This is a genomic window from Azonexus hydrophilus (assembly GCF_001956855.1).
GTDB lineage: Bacteria > Pseudomonadota > Gammaproteobacteria > Burkholderiales > Rhodocyclaceae > Azonexus > Azonexus hydrophilus_A.
This window is the reverse complement of record NZ_MTHD01000002.1, coordinates 186,820-206,411: the sequence shown is the minus strand read 5'-3', so window position 1 is coordinate 206,411 and position 19,592 is coordinate 186,820. Positions and strand designations below refer to the sequence as shown.

19 protein-coding genes are annotated in these 19,592 nt (G+C 61.9%); 8 read left to right on the top strand and 11 right to left on the bottom strand.

What is annotated here, in order from left to right; genetic code table 11:
* The first annotated feature begins 46 nt into the window (after positions 1 to 46).
* Both BJN45_RS05465 and BJN45_RS05460 read left to right on the top strand, forming a co-directional pair.
* A complete protein-coding gene (locus tag BJN45_RS05465; RefSeq protein WP_076092926.1) occupies positions 47 to 1,177 on the top strand; it encodes an aminotransferase class V-fold PLP-dependent enzyme in 1,131 nt (376 codons plus the stop codon).
* Positions 1,178 to 1,274: 97 nt separating this feature from the next.
* Positions 1,275 to 1,793, top strand: coding sequence for a Spy/CpxP family protein refolding chaperone (locus BJN45_RS05460; protein WP_076092924.1), 519 nt, complete (start codon positions 1,275 to 1,277; stop codon positions 1,791 to 1,793).
* Positions 1,794 to 1,851: 58 nt separating this feature from the next.
* On the opposite strand, the gene phaR is transcribed toward BJN45_RS05460, so the two are convergent.
* The 6 genes from phaR to rluD all read right to left on the bottom strand — a co-directional run bounded on the left by phaR (position 1,852) and on the right by rluD (position 7,732).
* A complete protein-coding gene (phaR, locus tag BJN45_RS05455; RefSeq protein WP_076092922.1) occupies positions 1,852 to 2,403 on the bottom strand; it encodes a polyhydroxyalkanoate synthesis repressor PhaR in 552 nt (183 codons plus the stop codon).
* Between the two features lie 92 nt (positions 2,404 to 2,495).
* Positions 2,496 to 3,239, bottom strand: coding sequence for an acetoacetyl-CoA reductase (phbB, locus tag BJN45_RS05450; RefSeq protein ID WP_076092920.1), 744 nt, complete (start codon positions 3,237 to 3,239; stop codon positions 2,496 to 2,498).
* A 45-nt stretch (positions 3,240 to 3,284) separates the two neighbouring features.
* Positions 3,285 to 4,025, bottom strand: coding sequence for an acetoacetyl-CoA reductase (phbB, locus tag BJN45_RS05445; RefSeq protein ID WP_076092918.1), 741 nt, complete (start codon positions 4,023 to 4,025; stop codon positions 3,285 to 3,287).
* Positions 4,026 to 4,052: 27 nt separating this feature from the next.
* On the bottom strand, positions 4,053 to 5,783 hold the full coding sequence (gene phaC, locus BJN45_RS05440) for a class I poly(R)-hydroxyalkanoic acid synthase (RefSeq protein ID WP_076092916.1): 1,731 nt from the start codon (positions 5,781 to 5,783) through the stop codon (positions 4,053 to 4,055).
* Between the two features lie 271 nt (positions 5,784 to 6,054).
* On the bottom strand, positions 6,055 to 6,783 hold the full coding sequence (gene pgeF / locus BJN45_RS05435; protein ID WP_076092914.1) for a peptidoglycan editing factor PgeF: 729 nt from the start codon (positions 6,781 to 6,783) through the stop codon (positions 6,055 to 6,057).
* Positions 6,773 to 7,732, bottom strand: a complete 960-nt coding sequence (gene rluD / locus BJN45_RS05430; protein WP_076092912.1) for a 23S rRNA pseudouridine(1911/1915/1917) synthase RluD — start codon at positions 7,730 to 7,732, stop codon at positions 6,773 to 6,775. Before rluD ends, pgeF begins: the two co-directional genes overlap by 11 nt.
* On the opposite strand from rluD, the gene BJN45_RS05425 reads away from it, so the two are divergent.
* A complete protein-coding gene (locus BJN45_RS05425; protein WP_240494499.1) occupies positions 7,731 to 8,558 on the top strand; it encodes an outer membrane protein assembly factor BamD in 828 nt (275 codons plus the stop codon). The genes rluD and BJN45_RS05425 overlap by 2 nt on opposite strands.
* A 35-nt stretch (positions 8,559 to 8,593) precedes the next feature.
* Here the strand turns inward: BJN45_RS05425 and BJN45_RS05420 are convergent, their stop codons facing one another.
* From BJN45_RS05420 to BJN45_RS05405, 4 genes are read right to left on the bottom strand one after another with little or no spacing between them, the layout of a single operon-like run.
* The gene (locus BJN45_RS05420; RefSeq protein WP_076092910.1) at positions 8,594 to 10,978 is read right to left on the bottom strand and encodes a serine/threonine protein kinase; all 2,385 of its coding nucleotides are present in this window, start codon (positions 10,976 to 10,978) and stop codon (positions 8,594 to 8,596) included.
* Entirely contained in the window at positions 10,975 to 11,406 is a 432-nt protein-coding gene (locus BJN45_RS05415; protein WP_170873031.1) for a DUF3293 domain-containing protein, read from the bottom strand. The genes BJN45_RS05420 and BJN45_RS05415 overlap by 4 nt, the downstream gene beginning before the upstream one ends.
* Entirely contained in the window at positions 11,390 to 12,715 is a 1,326-nt protein-coding gene (locus tag BJN45_RS05410; protein WP_083650878.1) for a DNA recombination protein RmuC, read from the bottom strand. The genes BJN45_RS05415 and BJN45_RS05410 overlap by 17 nt, the downstream gene beginning before the upstream one ends.
* 4 nt (positions 12,716 to 12,719) lie before the next feature.
* Positions 12,720 to 16,004, bottom strand: a complete 3,285-nt coding sequence (locus BJN45_RS05405) for a DUF748 domain-containing protein (protein WP_076092908.1) — start codon at positions 16,002 to 16,004, stop codon at positions 12,720 to 12,722.
* 107 nt (positions 16,005 to 16,111) lie between these two features.
* On the opposite strand from BJN45_RS05405, the gene BJN45_RS05400 reads away from it, so the two are divergent.
* Both BJN45_RS05400 and BJN45_RS05395 read left to right on the top strand, forming a co-directional pair.
* A complete protein-coding gene (locus BJN45_RS05400) occupies positions 16,112 to 16,510 on the top strand; it encodes a hypothetical protein (RefSeq protein WP_076092906.1) in 399 nt (132 codons plus the stop codon).
* A gap of 35 nt (positions 16,511 to 16,545) precedes the next feature.
* Entirely contained in the window at positions 16,546 to 16,929 is a 384-nt protein-coding gene (locus BJN45_RS05395; protein WP_076092904.1) for a response regulator transcription factor, read from the top strand.
* Here the strand turns inward: BJN45_RS05395 and gloB are convergent.
* Positions 16,926 to 17,681 carry a hydroxyacylglutathione hydrolase gene (gene gloB / locus BJN45_RS05390; RefSeq protein ID WP_076092902.1) on the bottom strand — a complete coding sequence of 252 codons (756 nt, stop codon included), beginning with the start codon at positions 17,679 to 17,681 and terminating at the stop codon, positions 16,926 to 16,928. The genes BJN45_RS05395 and gloB overlap by 4 nt on opposite strands.
* A 28-nt stretch (positions 17,682 to 17,709) precedes the next feature.
* Here gloB and BJN45_RS05385 point away from each other — a divergent pair, with 28 nt between their 5' ends.
* The 3 genes from BJN45_RS05385 to dnaQ are packed head-to-tail and all read left to right on the top strand — an operon-like array spanning position 17,710 to position 19,584.
* Positions 17,710 to 18,426: a class I SAM-dependent methyltransferase gene (locus BJN45_RS05385; protein ID WP_076094088.1), complete on the top strand. Its 717-nt coding sequence runs from the start codon at positions 17,710 to 17,712 to the stop codon at positions 18,424 to 18,426.
* On the top strand, positions 18,416 to 18,868 hold the full coding sequence (gene rnhA / locus BJN45_RS05380; protein ID WP_076092900.1) for a ribonuclease HI: 453 nt from the start codon (positions 18,416 to 18,418) through the stop codon (positions 18,866 to 18,868). Before BJN45_RS05385 ends, rnhA begins: the two co-directional genes overlap by 11 nt.
* The gene (gene dnaQ, locus BJN45_RS05375; protein WP_076092898.1) at positions 18,865 to 19,584 is read left to right on the top strand and encodes a DNA polymerase III subunit epsilon; all 720 of its coding nucleotides are present in this window, start codon (positions 18,865 to 18,867) and stop codon (positions 19,582 to 19,584) included. Before rnhA ends, dnaQ begins: the two co-directional genes overlap by 4 nt.
* Positions 19,585 to 19,592: the final 8 nt, after the last annotated feature.

Sequence of the window (19,592 nt, the reverse complement as noted above, 5' to 3'; positions counted from 1 at the left end):
GGCGCTATCCTCGCCCCCTGACAACCAACACAAGCTGGAGACACCCATGCCCGCCCTGCTGCCCCATCCCGATCCCGACGGCCTGCTCGAATACTCCGTGGTCTACACCGACCGCGCGCTGAATCACATGTCGCAGCAGTTCCAGGGCGTCATGCGCGACATCTCGCGCATCGTCAAGAAGGTCTATAACGCCAAGGCAACGGTCATCGTTCCCGGCAGCGGCACCTTCGGCATGGAAGCGGTGGCCCGCCAGTTCGCGACGCAGCGCAAGGTCATGGTCATCCGCAACGGCTGGTTCAGCTTCCGCTGGACGCAGATTTTCGACATGGGTCACATTCCCTCGGAAAGCACCGTGTTCAAGGCCCGCCAGCAAGGCAGCGGCGCCCAGGCACCGTTTGCGCCGGCACCGATTGAAGAGGTTGTCGCGGCCATCCGCGAACAGCGCCCGGAAGTCGTCTTTGCCCCGCATGTCGAAACCTCGTCCGGGATGATCCTGCCCGATGACTACCTGCGCGCCGTCGGCGCCGCCGTCCGCGCGGTCGATGGCCTGTTCGTGCTCGATTGCATCGCTTCCGGCACCGTCTGGGTGGACATGGCGGCGAACGATGTCGACGTGCTGATCAGCGCCCCGCAAAAGGGCTGGAGCGGTTCGCCGTGCTGCGCGCTGATCGCCCTGGGTGAACGCGCCCGCGCGCACATCGACGCGACCAGCAGCACCAGCTTCGCCTGCGACCTGAAGAAATGGCTGCAGATCATGGAAGCCTACGAAAGCGGCAGCCACGCCTATCACGCGACCATGCCGACCGATGCGCTGGCTGCCGTACACAAAGTCATGCTGGAAACCGAAGCCTACGGCTTCGACAAGGTCTGCGCCGAGCAGTGGGAACTCGGCCGGCGCGTGCGCGCGCTGCTGGTCGAACGCGGTTTCCCCAGCGTCGCCGCCGAAGGTTTCCAGGCGCCGGGTGTGGTCGTCAGCTACACCACCGACCCGGATATCCAGAACGGCCGCAAGTTCCTCGCCAACGGCATGCAGAGCGCCACCGGCGTACCGCTGATGTGCGACGAGCCAGCCGATTTCCGCACCTTCCGCCTTGGCCTGTTCGGCCTCGACAAGCTGCACGACCCGGCTGCCGCCGTGGCCCGCCTGGAACAGACGCTGGCGCGCATGCTGGACTGAAACGAATCCTTACATCTGGAAAACGACAGCTTACGTGGATGTCCGTAGTCTTGCTCCTGTCGCCGGAACACTTCCGGCTCACCCACAGGAGAACACCATGAAGACATTCATCCACACCCCGAAGCGCCTGCTTGCCGTCGCCGGTATCGCCCTCGCCATTCCGTTGAGCGCAATGGCCTTCCAGGGCCAGGGCGGCAAGATGGGCTGCGACGCCAGGGATGGCATGCGCGGTACCAGCATGCACGGCGGTCACGGCATGAAGGGTGACAGCATGGCCATGCTGCGCGGCCTGCATCGCCTTGATCTGAGCGAAGCGCAGGAAGACAAGATTTTCGACATCATGCACGCCCAGGCTCCGGCCATGCGCGATCAGATGAAATCCCTGCGCAAGGCGGAAACGGAACTGAAAACCCTGAAGACGGCCCCGGACTACAGTGAAGCGAAGGCCAGGAAGCTGATCGATGGCATCGCCAGCCAGCGCGCCGCCATGGAAATGTCGCGCCTGCAGGCCGAACGGAAAGTCATGGACGTCCTGACGCCGGAACAGCGCAAGCAACTGGCTGAAATGAAACCGGGCAAGCCAGGCAAGGGCGACGATCGCGGTCCGCGTTCCTGATCGCTGAAGCCTGAAACACGCTACCCGGCAACGGGTAGCGCCGCTGCCGGCCGGTGAATTACTTCTCCGGCGTTTCCGGCGGCACCACCGGGAAACCGGTGAACATCGTGCGGGTCTGCGTCTGCAACTGGTCCTGCATCGACTGGAACATCTTCTTCGACTGGTCCATGTAGGCCGACATCATGTTCTGCATGGCCGGCTGCTGGAAATTCAGGAACTGGTTCCAGAAATCCGCCTGCACCGTAGCCGTATCGCCACCGTACATCGTGCGCGATTGCTCCTGCAGTTTCTGCTGGAAATCGACGAAGGTCTTCATGTTGTTTTCCAGGTACTTCCCGAGCATGTTCTGGGAAGTGCTGCCGTAGAAGCGGATGAATCCCGACAGCAACTCGCAGGAGAACAGCGGCACACCGCCGGTTTCCTCTTCGAGGATGATCTGCAGCAGGATGCTGCGCGTCAGGTCGTCACCGGTCTTGGCGTCGAGAACCTTGAACAACTCGAACTTGAGCACCAGTTCCTTGACATCCCCCAGGGTGATGTAAGCGCTTGTCTTGGTATCGTACAGGCGACGATTGGGGTATTTCTTGATCAGGCGAACCGGTTCGGACATGCTGCGAGCCTCAAGATTGGTTTATGTGCAGTGCAGCATTATAGCGTAAAAAAGGGGCGCCCAAAGGCGCCCCTTGATGGTGCATTGCAAAATTACTGGTAATACAGACCGCCGTTGATGTTCATCGTCGCGCCGGTCATGAAACCAGCCAGTTCGGACGACAGGTAGGCGCAGGCGCCACCGATTTCTTCCGGCTTGGCCAGACGCTTCATCGGCACGGAGTCGACGATGGTCTGCAGAACTTCCGGCTTGATCGCCATGACCATCTTGGTCGCGACGTAGCCCGGGGCGATGGCGTTAACCGTCACGCCCTTGGCGGCCAGTTCGGCAGCCAGAGCCTTGGTGAAGCCGATCACACCAGCCTTGGCAGCGGAGTAGTTGGTCTGACCAGCCTGACCCTTGACGCCGTTGACAGAGGAGATGTTGATGATGCGGCCCCAGCCACGCTCGGCCATCTTGGCGGAGACTTGCTTGGACATGTTGAACAGCGAGGTCAGGTTGGTGGAAATGACGGCATCCCAGCCATCCTTTTCCATCTTGGCGAACATGCGGTCACGGGTGATACCGGCATTGTTCACGAGGATGTCGACCTGGCCGCAAGCGGCTTCGGCTTCAGCAACCATTTTCTGGCAGTCTTCCAGGGAAGAAACGTCACCGGCGACGCAGACGAAATCATTGAAACCGGCGGCGGCCATTTCCTTCAGCCATTCTTCCTTGTTATCGAATTGGGGGTGATAGGAGGCAACCACCTTGTGACCGGCCTTGGCCAGTTCCTGGCAGATGGCGGTACCCAGACCACCCATGGCACCGGTAACGAGAGCGACACGTTGCGTCATAATTATTCCTTCCTTGTTGTTGAAGCGGGGTAAAAAAAACGTCGGTCAATACATGTGTTGACCGCCGTTGATGGAAATATTGGCCCCGGTCACGAACGCCGCTTCATCGGAAGCGAGGTAAGCAACGAGGCCGGCGATTTCTTCGGGCTTGCCGAGGCGACTAACCGGAATTTGCGGCAGGATTTTCGAATCGAGGATGTCCTGCGGGATCGCAGTCACCATCTTGGTGCCAATATAACCCGGCGAGATGGTATTTACTGTGACACCCTGCTTGGCAACTTCCAGCGCCAGCGCTTTGGTGAAGCCATGCATGCCGGCCTTGGCAGCCGAGTAGTTGGTCTGGCCGAAGGCACCCTTCTGACCGTTGACCGAAGAAACATTGATGACACGGCCCCACTTGCGCTCGACCATGCCATCCATGACCTGCTTGGTCATGTTGAAGACGGAATCGAGATTGGTGCTCATGACGGCATCCCAATCGCCCTTCGTCATCTTCCGGAAAGTCATGTCGCGGGTGATGCCGGCGTTGTTGACCAGCACATCGACCGGACCCACCTCGCGGGCAACGGTCTCGACGCAGGCCCGGGCCGAATCGAAATCGGTGACGTCGCAGGGAAAGGCCTTGAAGCCATAGCCCATGTTGTTCATGTTCTTAAGCCATTCATCGACCTTGGTATTGCCCGGTGAATGCGTGGTGACGACCTTGTAGCCCAGCGCCGCCATCTTGATGCAGATGGCTTCGCCCAGGCCGCCCATACCGCCGGTGATCAATGCTACTCGCAACATTTTTTTCTCCTCCTCGGATTATCGGAATCAGACCGCACGTTCCCTGACGTAACGGCCCGGTGCCGGCTCGATGGCTTTGTATTTTGTTGTGCCAATCTTGCGCGCGGCGCGCTGTTCCCCACAGTGCTCCTTGATCCAGTCGGCCCAGTCCAGCCACCAACTGCCCTTCATTTCCGTTGCTGCGGTCAACCACCCTTCGGCATCGGTTTTCACTTCGTCGTTGATCCAGAAACTGCGCTTGTTCTTGCTCGCCGGATTGATCACGCCGGCGATATGGCCCGAGGCGCCGAGCACGAAACGCACCTTGCCCGAGAGAATGCGCGTGCTCTGGAAGGCTGACTGCCAGGGCACGATGTGATCTTCGCGGGTTGCCAGCAGGTAGACCGGCATGTCGAGACTGCCGAGATCGAGCTTTTCGCCGCAGGCAGTCAGACGACCGGGAACACGCAGGTTGTTTTCCAGGTACATGTTGCGCATGTACCAGCAGGCGAACGGCCCCGGCAGATTGGTCGAATCCGAGTTCCAGTACAGCAGGTCGAACGCCTGCGGCTTCTGCCCCTTCAGGTAGTTGCCGGTGACGTAATTCCAGACCAGGTCGTTGGCACGCAGGAAGGAAAAGGTGTTGGCCAGATCGCGGGCCGGCAGCAGCCCCCCCTTGCCGATCGTCGCTTCGCGGGCGGCAATGCCCTGCTCGTCGATGAACAGTCCGATCTCGCCGGTATCCGAAAAGTCGAGCAGCGTGGTCAGCAGGGTCAACGAAGCGACACAGTCATCGCCACGCGCCTTCAGCACGGCCAGCGCCGACGTCAGGATGGTGCCGCCGACACAGAAACCCAATGCATTGACCTGCTTCACCCGGGTTATCTCACGAACCACCCGCAAGGCATCGATGGGACCACGTTCCAGATAATCGTCCCAGCCCAGTTGTCCCTGGTCTTCCTTGGGATTGCGCCAGGAGACGAGAAACACCGTGTTGCCCTGCTCGACCATGTAGCGGATCAGCGAATTGTCCGGCTGCAGGTCCATGATGTAGAACTTGTTGATGCACGGCGGCACGACCAGCAGCGGCCGGGTACCGACCTTCGGCGTCAGCGGGGCGTACTGGATCAGCTGCATCACGTCATTTTCATAAACGACGGCGCCTTCGGTGGTGGCGATATTCTTGCCGACCTCGAACACCGACTCGTCGGTCATCGAGATACGGCCCTTCTCGAAATCCTTGATCAGGTTGTTGATGCCGTCGGTGATGCTCTGGCCCTTGGTCTCCAGCGCCAGCTTGACGAATTCTGGATTCGTCGCGGCAAAGTTGGACGGCGCCATGGCATCGGCAACCTGACGCGCCAGGAAGCGCATCTTTTCCCGGCCCTTGTCATCCTGCGCCGGCAGCACCTCGACCATTTCCTTCAGGTAACGGACGTTGAGCAGATAGGCCTGGTGCAGGTAATCGTAAATCGGGCTTTCACGCCATTCCGGCGCGGCAAAACGGCGGTCGCCGGGTTCCGGTGCTACCTTGAAATCCTGCTCCTGCCCCTTCTGCTTGGCCAGCATGGCCTGCCACAACGACATCTGCTGATCCATGAGCTTTTTCTGCAACGCCGTCAGTGCCTGCGGATCGGCGGGTGGCGGCGGCGTATTGCCGAAAGCCGGGGCGTTCTTGCCGAGATAGTCCATGAACTGCTGCGCCATGCTCTGCCCGGCTTGCATGAACTGCATGGCAGAACCCAGAAAAGCCTCGTTATTGTTCGATCCTTGCGCCATGGGATATTTTTCTCGCTGGTTGTCGGGGGCTGTAGCCGTTGGATTCTGCATACCCGTCCGGGCACTGTCAATGCATAATTACGGCATGTACATCATCGCCATCGGCTGGCTTTACGTCACCCTGCTCATTGCCGCCAACGAAGCGAGCCTGTTTGCCGGCATCGTTTCGTTCGCCTTTTACGGACTCCTGCCCTGCAGCCTGCTGCTCTGGATGAGCGGCAGCAAGGTGCGTCGCCAGCGTCGCGCCTACCGGGAAGCAATGCAGGCCAAGTCAGCTCAGCCAGATCAGGCTGGCCATCCGGCCGGTGACTCCGTCACGGCGGTAGGAGAAGAAACGTCCGTGGTCGGCGACGGTGCACAGCCCGCCGCCGAAGACCGCCCCGACCCCCGCTGACGCCAGCCGCTGCCGCGCCAGCAGCGCGATGTCAGCCAGCCATTTACCCGGCTGGCGAGGCACAAAGGCGACAGCCGCCGCCCCATCGCGGTCTACGAATGCCTGCCGCACCTCGTCGCCGACTTCGAAATTCTGCGGCCCGATGGCTGGCCCGAGCCAGGCCATGACCTGATCGCCGGGCACCTGCATCGCCGCCACCGTATTTTCCAGCACGCCTGCCAGCAAACCACGCCAGCCGGCATGGGCCGCAGCCACCACGCTGCCGGCCCGGTCGCAGAACAGCACCGGCAGGCAATCGGCAGTCATCACCGCGCAGACGACGCCAGGCTGGCGCGAAAACGATACGTCGGCAACGACGGTTTTTGCCACCGTCGCGGCGTCGACCGCAACAATGCCATGCACCTGCTGCAACCATGCCGGCTCGCCCGGCAGATGGCGGCGCAGTTGCGCCCGATTGGCAGCCACCCGTTCCGGCGCATCGCCAACATGGTCACCGAGGTTGAAACTGTCCCACGGCGCCGGGCTGCAGCCACCGGCGCGCAGCGTCTGCCAGGCGCGCACATTGGCCGGTGCCGGCCATTCGGGCAGCAGCAGCTCAGCCGCCATCGCGCAGGGTTTCGATCAGTTCGCGCATGTCTTCAGGCATCGGCACTTCCCACTGCATGTGCCGGCCGCTCAGGGGATGCACCAGGCCGAGACGGGTCGCGTGCAGCGCCTGACGCTTGAACGGCGGCAGGCGCTGATCGTTCTTGCCATAGACCGGATCACCGACCAGCGGGTGGCCGATGGACGCCATATGCACCCGGATCTGGTGCGTCCGCCCGGTTTCCAGCGCACACTCGACCAGCGTGCAGTAAGTAAACAGCTCCAGCCGCCGATACCAGGTCAGGGCCTGCTTGCCACCGCGACTTTCGGGCACGATGGCCATCTTGATCCGGTTCACCGGATGCCTGCCGATCGGCGTATCGACGCCGCCGTCACGGCGGATGACGCCGCTGGCGATGGCCAGATACTGGCGTTTCACAGTCCGCGCCTGCAACTGGCGGACCAGATCGGTTTGCGCTTCCAGCGTCTTGGCAACCACCAGCAGGCCGCTGGTGTCCTTGTCCAGGCGATGCACGATACCGGCACGCGGCACTTCGGCGATACCCGGCACGTGGTGCAGCAAGGCGTTCATCAAGGTGCCGGTCCAGTTGCCGCTGCCGGGATGGACGACCAGTCCGGCCGGTTTGTTGATGACCAGCAGGGTTTCGTCCTCGAACACGATGTCGAGCGGAATGTCTTCCGCCTGTTCGGACAGCACGGCGGCATCTTCCGGCAAGGCGATCAGCAGCTTTTCGCCCCCCATCACCTTGCGCTTCGGCTCACTGGCCAGCACCCCATCGACTTCGACGCAGCCATCGCGCACCCAGGTCTGCAGACGGTTGCGCGAATGCTGCGGCAGCATCTCTGCCAGTGCCTGGTCGAGACGACGACCGGCACAAGCATCCGGAACCGTCAGATTGAGCGGCTCGCTTGGGCTATAATCGCCCGAGTTTTCATAAGGATCGTTCATGATGCGAAGTTTACCCGCATTCCAGTCATTCCCCGCCTACCTTCGTACACTGCTCGCCGTCTTCGCCATCGCGATCTTCGCCGGCTGCAGTTCAAACCCCACTGAACACGACGAGACTGCAGGCTGGTCGGCGGGACGTCTTTACGCTGCCGCCAAGGAAGCGCAGGGCGAAGGCTCGTGGGAAACCGCCACCAAAATGCTGGAAAAACTTGAAGCCCGTTATCCCTACGGCCGCTTCGCCCAGCAGGCGCAACTGGAACTGGCCTACGTTTACTGGAAATCGAACGAGCCCGGCTCGGCACTGGCCGCCGCCGATCGTTTCATCAAACTGCACCCCAATCATCCGGCGGTTGACTATGCCTACTATCTGAAAGGCCTCGTCAATTTCAACGAAGACCTGGGTCTGGTCGGCCACCTGAGCAACCAAGACCTGACCGAACGCGACCCCAAGGCGGCGCGCGAGGCCTTTGATTCGTTCAAGGAACTGGTCACCCGCTTCCCCAACAGCAAATATGCGGCTGACTCGATCAAGCGCATGAACTATCTGGTCAATGCGCTGGCCTCGCTGGAGGTCCACGTCGCCCGCTACTACATGAAGCGCGGCGCCTACATTGCTGCTGCCAACCGCGCCCAGGTGGCTGTCGAGACCTACCCGCAGGCGCCGGCAATCGAAGAGGCGATGTTCATTCTGGTTGCCGCGTACGACAAGCTGGGCATGAATGACCTGCGCGACGATGCCGAGCGGGTGATGAAGAAGAATTTCCCGAACAGCCGTTATTACACGGAAGGCCTGGAACGCAAGGTTCCGTGGTGGAAACTCTGGTAAATGGATGACACGGCCCGCCACCCGGCGGGCTTTTGCTATCCGCCCTGCTTGATGGCCAGCACCGCTTGGTTGCGCAAGGTGCGCAACAGGGAGAGTTCCTTGTCCGGAATCTCGATACCGCCAGCCTCATCCCGGTCAGCGTAGATCAGCGCCACCGGATTGCCCTTGATGTTGAGGGGAAAGAGCACGAATGAACGGGCCGGGACTGCCTTGCGATACCAGTCGGGGATGCGCGCCGCAATCTTCTCGTCATCGATGTCGCTGATCAGGATGTCGGCGCCCTTCGATGTCGCGGCATGGAAGATATCCGGCGTGAAGCTGAGCGGAAAACGGAAGGCGCGGGCAATTTCGTTGGCCTCCGGGCCAAAACCGAAACGCCCCTGCATGGTGCCGGCCTTGGCATCGCGTATACACAGCACGACGCGCTTGAAACCCATCGCCCGGTACATGGTTTCGAGAATGATACGCAGGATGTCGTTCAGCTTGTAACCATCAACCAGCGTATTGCTGATGTCCTGGATTCCTGCGGTCAACACCGCCTGGGCGTCGATTTTCAGAACACCGGTACCGGATGGATCATCCAGCACGCCCGGGACGACCGACTCCTTGAGCAGCGTACCGTTGAACGAATCCGTTTCCGGATCAGGTGCGGTCAGCACCGTTTCGCTGCCACCGTTGGCAAATTGGCGCATCTGCTTGCCGAAGGCAGTCTGCTGGACATTCAGGTGAATGATGCGGGCAAAATCGGCAATTTCCTCGACCGAGCGCTTCACGGTCTGCATTACCTCTTTTTCTTCAAGCGGCAGCGCATCGCGAAAGCGCACCATCGCCTTGGCCATTTCCCGCTCGCGCGCTTCCGGCGTGACCTGGCCGATAACCTCGCAGAGTTCGTTGGCAAAGCCCGAAAGCATGCGCAGACGTTCCTCCTGCGTGCCCGGCTTGCGCACATGCCCGGCCGACAATTTGCGCATCGAGCCGACAATAACCGATGGAAAACCCCACTGACGGGCGATGGCAATCCCCAGGTCCTCGAAGGAGATGCCCAGCACCAGCAGCGATGCCTGGTCGTCAGTGCAGTTCTTCTGCGCCATGACCCGACGGACTTCGTCGGACTCCTCGGGAAAATAGTATTGCGACAGCAGTCGTCCCAGACCGTGGAAAAGCGCGCAGATGAAGGTCTGCTCGAGATCACGCATTTCCGCCGCCGCGCCGATATCCTTGGCCAGGATGCCGGCCAGGTTGGCACGCAGGAACTCCTCCTTCAGCTGGTTGGCATTCGCCTTGTTCTGCAGGTGTTCGAACAGCAGTACCGTGATCGCGATATTGCGCACCGTCTCGAAGCCAAGAACGATGACCGCCCGCGACACCGTGCTGATGCTGCCACCGCCGGCCGGCCGGAAATAGGCCGAATTGACCAGGCGCAACAGCTTGTTGGTCAGCGCGAAATCCCGGAGGATGGAATTCGACAGTTTGTTGACGCTCTCGGTCTCGCTGTTGGCAATCTTGTTGATCGCGCTGACCGATTCGGAGAGGGCTGGAAAGTCGCTCTTGTGGCGCATCCGGCGCAACAGGAAATCGATGGTTGCCTGGCGTCCACCGCTATCGATGGGCCCCTCGTCCTCCGGCTCGAGATAGTTGTCGAGCGCCTCGGCAAACTGCAGGGCACTCTGGAAGCGGATTGCCGGATCGCGCGCCAGCGCCTTGTACAAAATGCCGCTCAGACGGTCGTCGACCGCAACATTCTGTGGCAAGCGCAAATCCTCGCTGGCGATCCGGTGCATGATGCGGAACAGGCTGTCGCCTTCGACTGCCCGCCGGCCGGCGAGCATCTCGAAGAGCACCAGACCGGCCGAAAAAATATCCGAACGCGCACTGCTTTCCCGACGCTCGATGTACTCCGGCGCCATGTAGGCGGGCGTGCCCGAGTATTCCTCTTCATTGTCGGTCGGCGCATCGACATGGGCCGAGATACCGAAATCCATGACCCGCGGCGTGCCGTTTTCATCGAGCAGGATGTTCGATGGCTTGAGATCGCGATGAATGATGCCGCGGGCGTGTGCCTGGGCAATTGCGTCAAGCACTGGTCGCAGGATGCCGATGGCCTTGACCGCCGTCAGCGCGCCGCTCTGGCGCAGGAACTCGGCCAGATTCTGACCGGGAACGTACTCGAAAACCAGGTAAAGGTCGCCACCCTCCTCGCCCGCCTCAAAGATCGGCACGATGTTCGGGTGGCGCATCTTGCCCACCGCCCGCGCTTCATCAAGCAGAACCTGGTTCTGTGCCGGATCGGGCCGGGTGAAATGCAGGGTCTTGATCGCCACCTCGCGCTGCAGTTGCGGATCGAACCCCCGGTAGACGGTGCTCTGTGCCCCACGCCCCAGTTCGCCACGAATCTCGAAGCGACCGATTTTCCTGATCATTTTTCGCAATCTTCTATCCAGGCCAGCCGGGGGATACCGTCGGCACCACCCCAGACGATGGCGTTCTGACCATAATCTTCCGCCAGTGCGAGGGCATCGACAAGCGCTATGTCAGGAATGAAGCAACTTTCCTCGTCCGGCCAGGCTGCATCGTCGGGAACATTCTCCGCCGCATACGGCTCGTAATTGCCTTCGAGCAGGTCGCACTCCAGCGCCGACTGGCGCTCGGCGTTCTTCGCCGGGTCGCTTCGTTCCGACCCCGGGTTGCACGCAGTGATGATGGCAAAGCTAGGCGCACCGGCGGTTTCCAGCCAGTCGGCCAGGCCTGGAGAAGCGCTGTCGATGCGTAACTCGAACTGACCACCGGGCAGGAATACCCGATAAGTCGTCGCCCGGTAGGCCGCTTCCAGTTCACTCGTCTTCGCCATCACCATCCACCAATCCGATCAGTTTTTCCGCGTCGCCGGCCGGCAGGGCCTCGACGTCCTTCAATTTCCTCGACAACTGGCGCGTCCGCGTTTCCGCCCGGACGATACTGTTGCTCGCTTCTTCCAGTTTCTTCTTCGTGTGCGCCAGCGCCTCGCCGAACTTGCCGAACTCGCTCTTCACCGCACCGAGCACCGCCCACACCTCGGCCGAGCGCTGCTCGATGGCCAGCGTCCGGAAACCCATCTGCAGGCTGTTCAGCAACGCCGCCAGTGTCGTCGGTCCGGCCAGGCTGACGCGGTAGTCGCGCTGCAGCGTCTCGGCCAGCCCCGGCCGACGCAGCGCCTCGGCGTACAAGCCCTCGACCGGCAGGTAGAGCAGCGCGAAATCGGTGGTGTGCGGTGGCGCGACGTACTTGTCACGGATACTCTTCGCCTCGTTCTTCAGCCGCGTCTCGATGGCCTTCGCCGCTTCCTCGGCAATGGCCGGATCGCTGGCATCGACCAGCCGCTGGTAGTCCTCGATCGGAAACTTGGCGTCGATCGGCAGCCAGACGACGGCGCCGTCATCCTTGCCCGGCAGGCGGATGGCGAAATCGACGCGCTCGGCGCTACCCGGTCGGGTCGCCACGTTGGCAGCGTACTGGCCGGCGGTCAGCAACTGTTCGAGCAGGGCCGCCAGTTGCACCTCGCCCCAGGTACCGCGCGTCTTGACGTTGGTCAGCACGCGCTTCAGGTCGCCGACGCCGGCGGCCAGGTTCTGCATTTCGCCCAGGCCGCGATGTACCTGCTCCAGCCGGTCGCTGACCAGCTTGAACGATTCGCCGAGGCGCTGCTCGAGCGTCGCATGCAGTTTCTCGTCGACGGTCCGGCGCATTTCCTCAAGCTTCGCGGCATTGTCCGCCTGGATTGCGGTCAACCGCCCTTCAACGCTGTTTTTCAGACGCTCGAAGCGCTCGTCGAGACCCAGGGAAAAGCGGCTCAGCTCGCGAGCGAAGGCTTCCAGCCGCTCCGCCTGCAGGGTGCCCAACTGCCCCATCTGGGTGCTCACCGCCTGGCCGAGCAGGGTCGCCGACTGCGCCCTTTCCTCGCGATCGCGGAACGACTCCTCGGCATCCTCGCGCCGCCCGCGCGCCAGTTCCTCGCGCAATTCGCGTTCCAGCCGGGCCAGTCCCTTTTCCTGTGCTTCCTGCAGCGCGCGCAGGCCGGCGCTGTCGTCCGTCGTGCGGCTACCGCGCCACAGCAGCGCCACCTGCAGCAGCATGACAACCACCAGACCGGCCGGCAAGGCCAGTGCCATTGTCTCGCTCATCTTTTCATCTCAGGGCGAAGTCGACACGACCGCCACCAGTCGCCGGCCCCTTGGCCGGCACCAGGAAGATCCGCTCGGCCGGTACCTTGCCCTGTTCGATCAGCCACTGCTGAACATTTTCCGCACGCTGGCGGGCCAGTTGCGACAGGTCGCCGTCGGCGGCCGGCAGGTTGGCCAGCATCAGCTTTTCCATTTCATCGACCGGCAGTTCCTTCTGCAGGCCGATGAAATTGCGCGGCTTGGGAAATTTCGCCGCGCGATAGACACGCGTCAGGTAGGTCTTGTATTCCTCGGGCTCGATGCGCAGCATATCCGCCGATTCGACGTCGCCACCCTTCTTCTGCAGATCGGCAAACTTCTCTTTCTGCATCGCCCGCTCGATCGCCACCCGCTTGACACCCTCGCGGTCGATCTCGGGATCGGCCTGGCCGGTGATTTCAAGCTTCAGCGCGCTGCGCTCGTTGAGGGCGCGCGCCAGCGCTTCCAGCTTGCCGAGTGCGGCAGCATCGAGCTGGGTCCGGCCGGCGACGAAGGCCAGGTTGGACAACTCCTCGCCGCCACCGAACATCGAACCGAGCAGTGCAAACGGCGACGTCACGGCCTTGACGAAAAGATTGACGATGACCTTGACGATCAGGCCGCCGACGGAAAACTGAGGATCGTCGAGCGAACCGGAAATCGGCAGCCTGATGTCGATTTCGCCACGATTGTTCCGCAGCAGCGCAATCGCCAGGTTGACCGGCAGGCTGGTCGCATCCGGGCTGTCCACGCGTTCACCGAAGGTGAACTGATCGATGAACAGGTGATTGTCGGCCGTCAGTTGCTTGTTCTCCAGCTTGTAGGCGACGTTCAGCGTCAACTTGCCCTTATCGATCACATAGCCCGCGTACTTGCCGGAATACGGCGAGAAACCGGTCAGATCGACCCCCTTCACCTCGGCCTGCAGATCGAGGTAAGCCTGCGCCGCCAGCGGATTCAGCTTGGCGGTGACCAGCACCGGGGCCGAACCGCCGTAGACGCCACGCAACTCCATGTCGGCCGTCGTCCCCTCGGTCGACGACAGGCCGGTGACGCGACCGCCCAGCTTGCCGACGTTGACGGTGTAATTCGGCTTGACGAAAAAGTCGGAGAAATTGACCGTGCCGTTGTTCAGCGTCACCTTGCCGATGCGGACCGGCACCACCGGCTCGGCCGGCGTCGCCGCAGCGACCGGTGCAGCTTCTGCGGCAACCGGCGTTTCCGCCGGCGGCTTGCGCACGATGTCAGCGACATTGAGGTGCCCGTCCCGATTGAGGATCAGACGCGAGAAGAAATCGCTCAGCGCGATTTCCCGGATATTGACGGCCAGCGGGTCGAGCCGGAAATCGATGCCGGCGAAGTGCAACGACTTCCACTTGAGGAAATCGGCCTTGTTGTCCGGATCGACCGCCAGCAGGTTGCCGAGCGTCGCCGAACCCTTGTAAGCGGCTTTCAACTTATCCTGGTCGAGACTGACCACCACCTCACCCTGGCTTGAAAACAGGCCACGTTGCAGCGTCACATTGAGATACTGGCCGGAATACCCCTGCAAGCCGTTGAGCGGGATCGCCTTGCCATCGACCTTCAGCGTCGCGGCAAACGGCACCGCCTGCAGATCGCCGGCAATTTCCAGGCTGCCCTGCTTGTTGACCGCAGCTTTCAGTATCAGCCTGCCCTTTTCGTTCGGCACGTTGCCGAGCTTCTCGCCGTGGATGCTGAGACCGTCGATCTGCTGCAAGGCCGCTGGTTTTACCGACCTGTCCTCGAAGCGCAGCCCGAGGTCGTCGACATCAAGACGCGCGATCTGGGCCAGCCAGGGACGCGCCTCGCTAGGTTTGCCCTTGCTCGCTGCGGGCTTGAGCTGCGGCGGCGTGAGCCATTCGATGGCACCTGCTGCGTTGCGCGTCACGGCGATGCGCGTTGCCGAGTTGCTCACCTCGGCGACGTCGATGCGCTGCGTCGCCAGGTCGACACGAGCCCCCTTGATGCCCATCTTGCCCACCTGGAAGCGTTCACCGAAATCCAGTTGCCAGGACGCCTCGGTGATTTCCAGCGGCGCCGCCAGCTTGCTGTCCACGCGCCCGACGCGCAGGGCCAGTTCGCGCACCTCGCCGACCACCGGCTGCGCTCCCGAGGTGTCGTTCCAGCGCACCAGGCCATTACTCATGACGAACTCACCAAGCGACCAGCCCAGCGGCGCCGGCGCCTCCGCGGTTTTTTCCGGTGCCGGCACAGCAGCTGTCAGCTTTTGCGCCAGCGCGAGCAAATTCAGTTCGCCAGCACGGTTGACCGCAAGATTCAGGTCGACACCGTCGAGTGCCACCTTGTGCACGGCGACGACGCGGTTGAAGGGATCGATCTGGTCGAGGTCGACGGCCAGCGTTTTCCAGCCAAGCAGCGGCTGCCCTTCCCGGGTCGCCAGCTTGAGCGCCGAAATCTGCGTCTTGCCGATCAGTGCCAGCGAATTGACGCCCCCCGGCAATTCCTTGAAGACTGCCTTCAACTGGGTCGCCAGCAGCGCCGAATCGATGCGCAGCGGAACCACCGCCGGCAGATAGGGCTGCAGAGTGCTCAGGTCGAAATCGTCGAGCACCAGGTTCAATTCGCTCTCGCGGCCGTCGGCAAACGGCGTGGTTCTGCCATCGAGATTGAATTGCGAGCCATTGATGTTGGCCGAGAACATCGGCTGGACAAGAACTTCCGCCTGGTACGGCAGGCTGGAAATGAAAGGCAGGGCGAGATTGATGTCGCTGATCGTATGCACCCGCTCACGCGGTTGGTCGGCAAAAACCACCTTGCCGCCCAGCAACTGGATATTGTTGACAGAGAAACGTGGCGGACCGCTGTCCGGTTCGTCGTCCGGCTGCATCCATTTGTCGAGCAGGTCGGAAATGTCGTAGCGCCCTTCGTCCAGTCGCGTCACCGCGATACGCAGTCCGTCCAGTCGAATCTCGTCGACCACCGCAGCAAACTGGAACAAGGACCGCGCCGACAGATTGACGTACAGGGTATCGAAACCGGCTGCTTCGCCGCCCTCGCCGCGCACCGATACGCCGGCGACAGTCGCCGACAGCGCCAGCGGATTGATGTCGATGCGCTCGATGGCGACTTCACGATGCAGGGCTTTACCGAGTTGGGACAGCAACACCGACTTGAGTACCGGCGGCGCGACAAAAAACCCCAGCAGTACCAGCGCCAGGAAGCCGCCCGCAAGCCACTTTCCGTAACGACGATTGCGCGGTGAATCGACAGCGTCACGAAGCTGTGACATTTTTAACAAAACTGACTTCGACGACTCGGACATGGTAATCTTGGCAAAAAATGGCACGTTGCCAAATCTAGCACAGCACCAGTGTGCAAACAGAGAATCAGCAAGCAATGAAGTGGATTATTGACGATATCAAGCGCGGCTGGGCCCAACTGCAGCGCTGGCAAACCTGGCTGACGATTTTCCTGATCGCCGGTTTCGCTGTGCTGGCCTATCTGGTAGCCAGCTATGCGTTCAAGACAGACTCAGTCCTCTCCTACCTGCGGCTGACCAACGGCCACTGCCGGACAATGAGCAACGGACTGATCATCGCCATGTTCACCGGCATGATCTTCTTCATGCTCACCGCCATGCTCACCATCGGCGAAGCACAGCGCTATTTCCAGTCGCAGCAGCGACGGGCCTATCGCGACGCAGCCCAGGCAATTAAATGGGGAATCTTCTGGGCCTGCTGCGCAATCTGCATTGCCGTCGCCGCTCTGGTATTCTTCAAGGCCAACTGCTACTAGTCAGTTTTGGGAACAACTTAGCCTTTCGGCCTGGAATGAGCAAAAAAAAGCTATCCGTCGTCATCGTGGACGACAACGACATCATGCGCACCGTGCTGCGCGGCATTCTTCGCGGTGACGACTACGAAGTCATCGGCGAAGCCCGCAATGGCGTGCAGGCCGTCGAAGTGGCGCTGCGGATGAAACCGGACATCGTCTGCATGGACGTCATGATGCCGGAAAAAAACGGCCTTGAAGCGATGGCCGAAATCAAGGCCGAGCGACCGGATACCGGATTCATCATGATCACCGGCAGCGCCGACCCGGAAACCGTTCAGGATGCGATCATGTTCGGTGCAGCCGGTTTCATCGTCAAACCCTTCAACGCAGCCAGGGTCCTCGACGCACTGAAGAAACTCCGCTCCCGTCAGAAGCGTTAGAAAACATTGCGCCAGGCGCGCAAGGCCGCAAAAACTGCCGTTTTCGAGGTGTCGACCGCAGCATGCTCGCGCGCCGCTGCGATCACCGCCGGCTGATCGCAGCGCAGGAAGGGATTGGTCGCCTTCTCCTCGGCCAGCGACAACGGCACGGTCGGCAAGCCAGCCGCCCGCCGTTCGGCCACCCGGCGACTGCGCTGCTGCAATGCCGGATTGTCCGGTTCCACGGTCAACGCGAAGGGCAGGTTCATTTGTGTGTATTCGTGGGCGCAGAACACCTGCGTCTGGTCCGGCAAGGCGGCCAGGCGATCCAGCGAATCGATCATCTGGCCAGGCGTACCCTCGAACAGGCGCCCGCAACCGGCACCAAACAGCGTATCGCCGCAAAACAGCGCACCCGGGGCCAGGTAGGCCAGATGGCCGAGCGTGTGTCCAGGCACCGCCAGCACATCGACCGTTTCTCCCAGGACCTCGATCTGCTCGCCACCGCGCAGGGGACGACTGGTCCCTGTGATAGACTCATCGGCCGGCGCGAAGACTTCGCAGCGGTAGCGCGTCAGCAACTCGCCGATGCCACCCTGGTGGTCGGCATGGTGATGTGTCACCAGGATACCGCGCAGGTCGAGACCGTCGGCTTCCAGACGGGTAATGACCGGCGCCGCGTCGCCGGGATCGACGACGAAGGCCTGGCGGTCACGCACCAGCAGCCAGATGTAATTGTCCTTGAATGCGGGAATGAGCGAAATTTCGAACATGCCGGAACTATCGAACCAGTCCGCCCGGATGTCAAATGCCGGTCTCGATGCCTGGCTCGCCTCGCCGCAGGGGCGCTACGTGCTCGACTGGGAAATCCAGCAAATTGACGAGGCGGTCACCGACATCTTCGGCTTCAATGCATTGCAGATCGGCCTGCCCCAGTGCGACCTGCTGCGCGCCAATCGCATGGCACTGCGCGTGCGCATCGGCGAAGGCGACCCGGTCGCCGCCCGCTGCCTGCCGGCGGCACTGCCGATCGCCGCACAGAGCGTCGACCTGGTGGTCCTGCCGCACATTCTCGAATTCGCCGACGACCCGCACCAGATCCTGCGTGAAGTCGAGCGCATCCTGATCCCCGAGGGTCAGTTGATCGTCACCGGCTTCAATCCGTTGTCATTGTGGGGCCTGAAGAAGCAAGCCCGGCGCGGCAAGGGCTTCCCGTGGAATGGCAGCTACCTGTCGCAAACACGGCTCAAGGACTGGCTGAAACTGCTGGGTTTCGACGTCGACCGCGGCAGTTTCGGCTGCTACGCCCCACCCTGCGAACAGCAGAAATGGCTGCAGCGCTGGCGTTTCACCGAAAGCGCCGGCCGCCGCTGGTGGAAATTTTCCGGCGCTGTCTATATGCTGCGCGCCGTCAAACGCGTGCACGGCATGCGCTTGCTCACCCCCAACTGGCGCAAGAAGACTGTCCGCGCCAAAGCCCTGCGCCCGATTGCGCAAAAGGAAAGCCATGGCGACTGAGATCGTCGATATCTACACCGACGGCGCCTGCCGCGGCAATCCCGGCCCCGGCGGCTGGGGCGCCATCCTGCGCGCTGGCGGCCACGAGAAGGAACTGTGGGGTGGCGAAGCCGCCACCACCAACAACCGCATGGAACTGCTGGCCGTCATCCGCGCCCTCGACGCCATGAAGCGCCCGGTCAGCGCCCGCGTGCACAGCGACTCGCAATACGTGCTCAAGGGCATCAGCGAGTGGATCCACGGCTGGAAACGCAACGGCTGGAAGACTGCCGACAAGAAACCGGTAAAGAACGCCGACCTGTGGCAACTGCTCGACGAACAGGCACGCCGGCACACGCTGGAATGGATCTGGGTCAAGGGCCATGCCGGCCACCCGGAGAACGAGCGCGCCGACGCGCTGGCCAATCGCGGCATCGACGAACTGAAGAAGGAAACGGCATGAGACAGATCGTCCTCGATACCGAAACCACCGGCCTCAACCCGCGCGACGGTCATCGCATCATCGAAGTCGCCTGCATCGAGATGGTCAACCGCCGGCTGACCGGTCGCCATCTGCACAAGTACATGCATCCGGAGCGCGACATCGACGCCGGCGCCCAGGCGGTGCACGGCATCACGCTCGAATTCCTCGCCGACAAGCCAAAATTCGCCGACATCGCCGACGAATTCCTGGAATTCATCAACGGCGCCCAGCTGATCATCCACAACGCCCCGTTCGACCTCGGCTTCCTCAACGCCGAGCTCGACCGGCTCGGCCGGGTGCCGGTGGAAACGATCTGCAGTGGCGTCATCGACACGCTGAAGGACGCCAAGGCCCTGCACCCAGGCAAGCGCAACAGCCTTGACGCGCTGTGCGAGCGCTACGAAATCGACAACTCGGGCCGCACGCTGCACGGCGCCCTGCTCGATACCGAACTGCTGGCGGAAGTCTACCTGGCGATGACGCGCGGCCAGAACGCGCTGATGATCGAACCGGACGAAGCCCCGCCGGTGCTGCTTGGTGCCGACGGCAAGGCGCGCCAGCGCAAGCCGCTGCTCGTCCGCCGGGCGACTGCCGAAGAAATCGTCGAACACGAAAGCGTGCTGGCGGCGATCGACAAGGAATCCAAGGGGGCCTGCATCTGGCTGCCCAAACCGGAAACCGGGGCTGCGGCCTGATCCCAGCG

Coding starts and splice junctions, on each gene's coding strand:
- BJN45_RS05405 (WP_076092908.1), bottom strand. CDS start 16,004: ATGTCACAGCTTCGTGACGCTGTCGATTCACCGCGCAATCGTCGTTAC.
- BJN45_RS05400 (WP_076092906.1), top strand. CDS start 16,112: ATGAAGTGGATTATTGACGATATCAAGCGCGGCTGGGCCCAACTGCAG.
- dnaQ (WP_076092898.1), top strand. CDS start 18,865: ATGAGACAGATCGTCCTCGATACCGAAACCACCGGCCTCAACCCGCGC.
- BJN45_RS05395 (WP_076092904.1), top strand. CDS start 16,546: ATGAGCAAAAAAAAGCTATCCGTCGTCATCGTGGACGACAACGACATC.
- BJN45_RS05460 (WP_076092924.1), top strand. CDS start 1,275: ATGAAGACATTCATCCACACCCCGAAGCGCCTGCTTGCCGTCGCCGGT.
- BJN45_RS05410 (WP_083650878.1), bottom strand. CDS start 12,715: ATGAGCGAGACAATGGCACTGGCCTTGCCGGCCGGTCTGGTGGTTGTC.
- BJN45_RS05415 (WP_170873031.1), bottom strand. CDS start 11,406: ATGGCGAAGACGAGTGAACTGGAAGCGGCCTACCGGGCGACGACTTAT.
- phbB (WP_076092918.1), bottom strand. CDS start 4,025: ATGTTGCGAGTAGCATTGATCACCGGCGGTATGGGCGGCCTGGGCGAA.
- BJN45_RS05425 (WP_240494499.1), top strand. CDS start 7,731: ATGATGCGAAGTTTACCCGCATTCCAGTCATTCCCCGCCTACCTTCGT.
- rluD (WP_076092912.1), bottom strand. CDS start 7,732: ATGAACGATCCTTATGAAAACTCGGGCGATTATAGCCCAAGCGAGCCG.
- BJN45_RS05420 (WP_076092910.1), bottom strand. CDS start 10,978: ATGATCAGGAAAATCGGTCGCTTCGAGATTCGTGGCGAACTGGGGCGT.
- phbB (WP_076092920.1), bottom strand. CDS start 3,239: ATGACGCAACGTGTCGCTCTCGTTACCGGTGCCATGGGTGGTCTGGGT.
- gloB (WP_076092902.1), bottom strand. CDS start 17,681: ATGTTCGAAATTTCGCTCATTCCCGCATTCAAGGACAATTACATCTGG.
- rnhA (WP_076092900.1), top strand. CDS start 18,416: ATGGCGACTGAGATCGTCGATATCTACACCGACGGCGCCTGCCGCGGC.
- phaR (WP_076092922.1), bottom strand. CDS start 2,403: ATGTCCGAACCGGTTCGCCTGATCAAGAAATACCCCAATCGTCGCCTG.
- pgeF (WP_076092914.1), bottom strand. CDS start 6,783: ATGGCGGCTGAGCTGCTGCTGCCCGAATGGCCGGCACCGGCCAATGTG.
- phaC (WP_076092916.1), bottom strand. CDS start 5,783: ATGGCGCAAGGATCGAACAATAACGAGGCTTTTCTGGGTTCTGCCATG.
- BJN45_RS05385 (WP_076094088.1), top strand. CDS start 17,710: ATGTCAAATGCCGGTCTCGATGCCTGGCTCGCCTCGCCGCAGGGGCGC.
- BJN45_RS05465 (WP_076092926.1), top strand. CDS start 47: ATGCCCGCCCTGCTGCCCCATCCCGATCCCGACGGCCTGCTCGAATAC.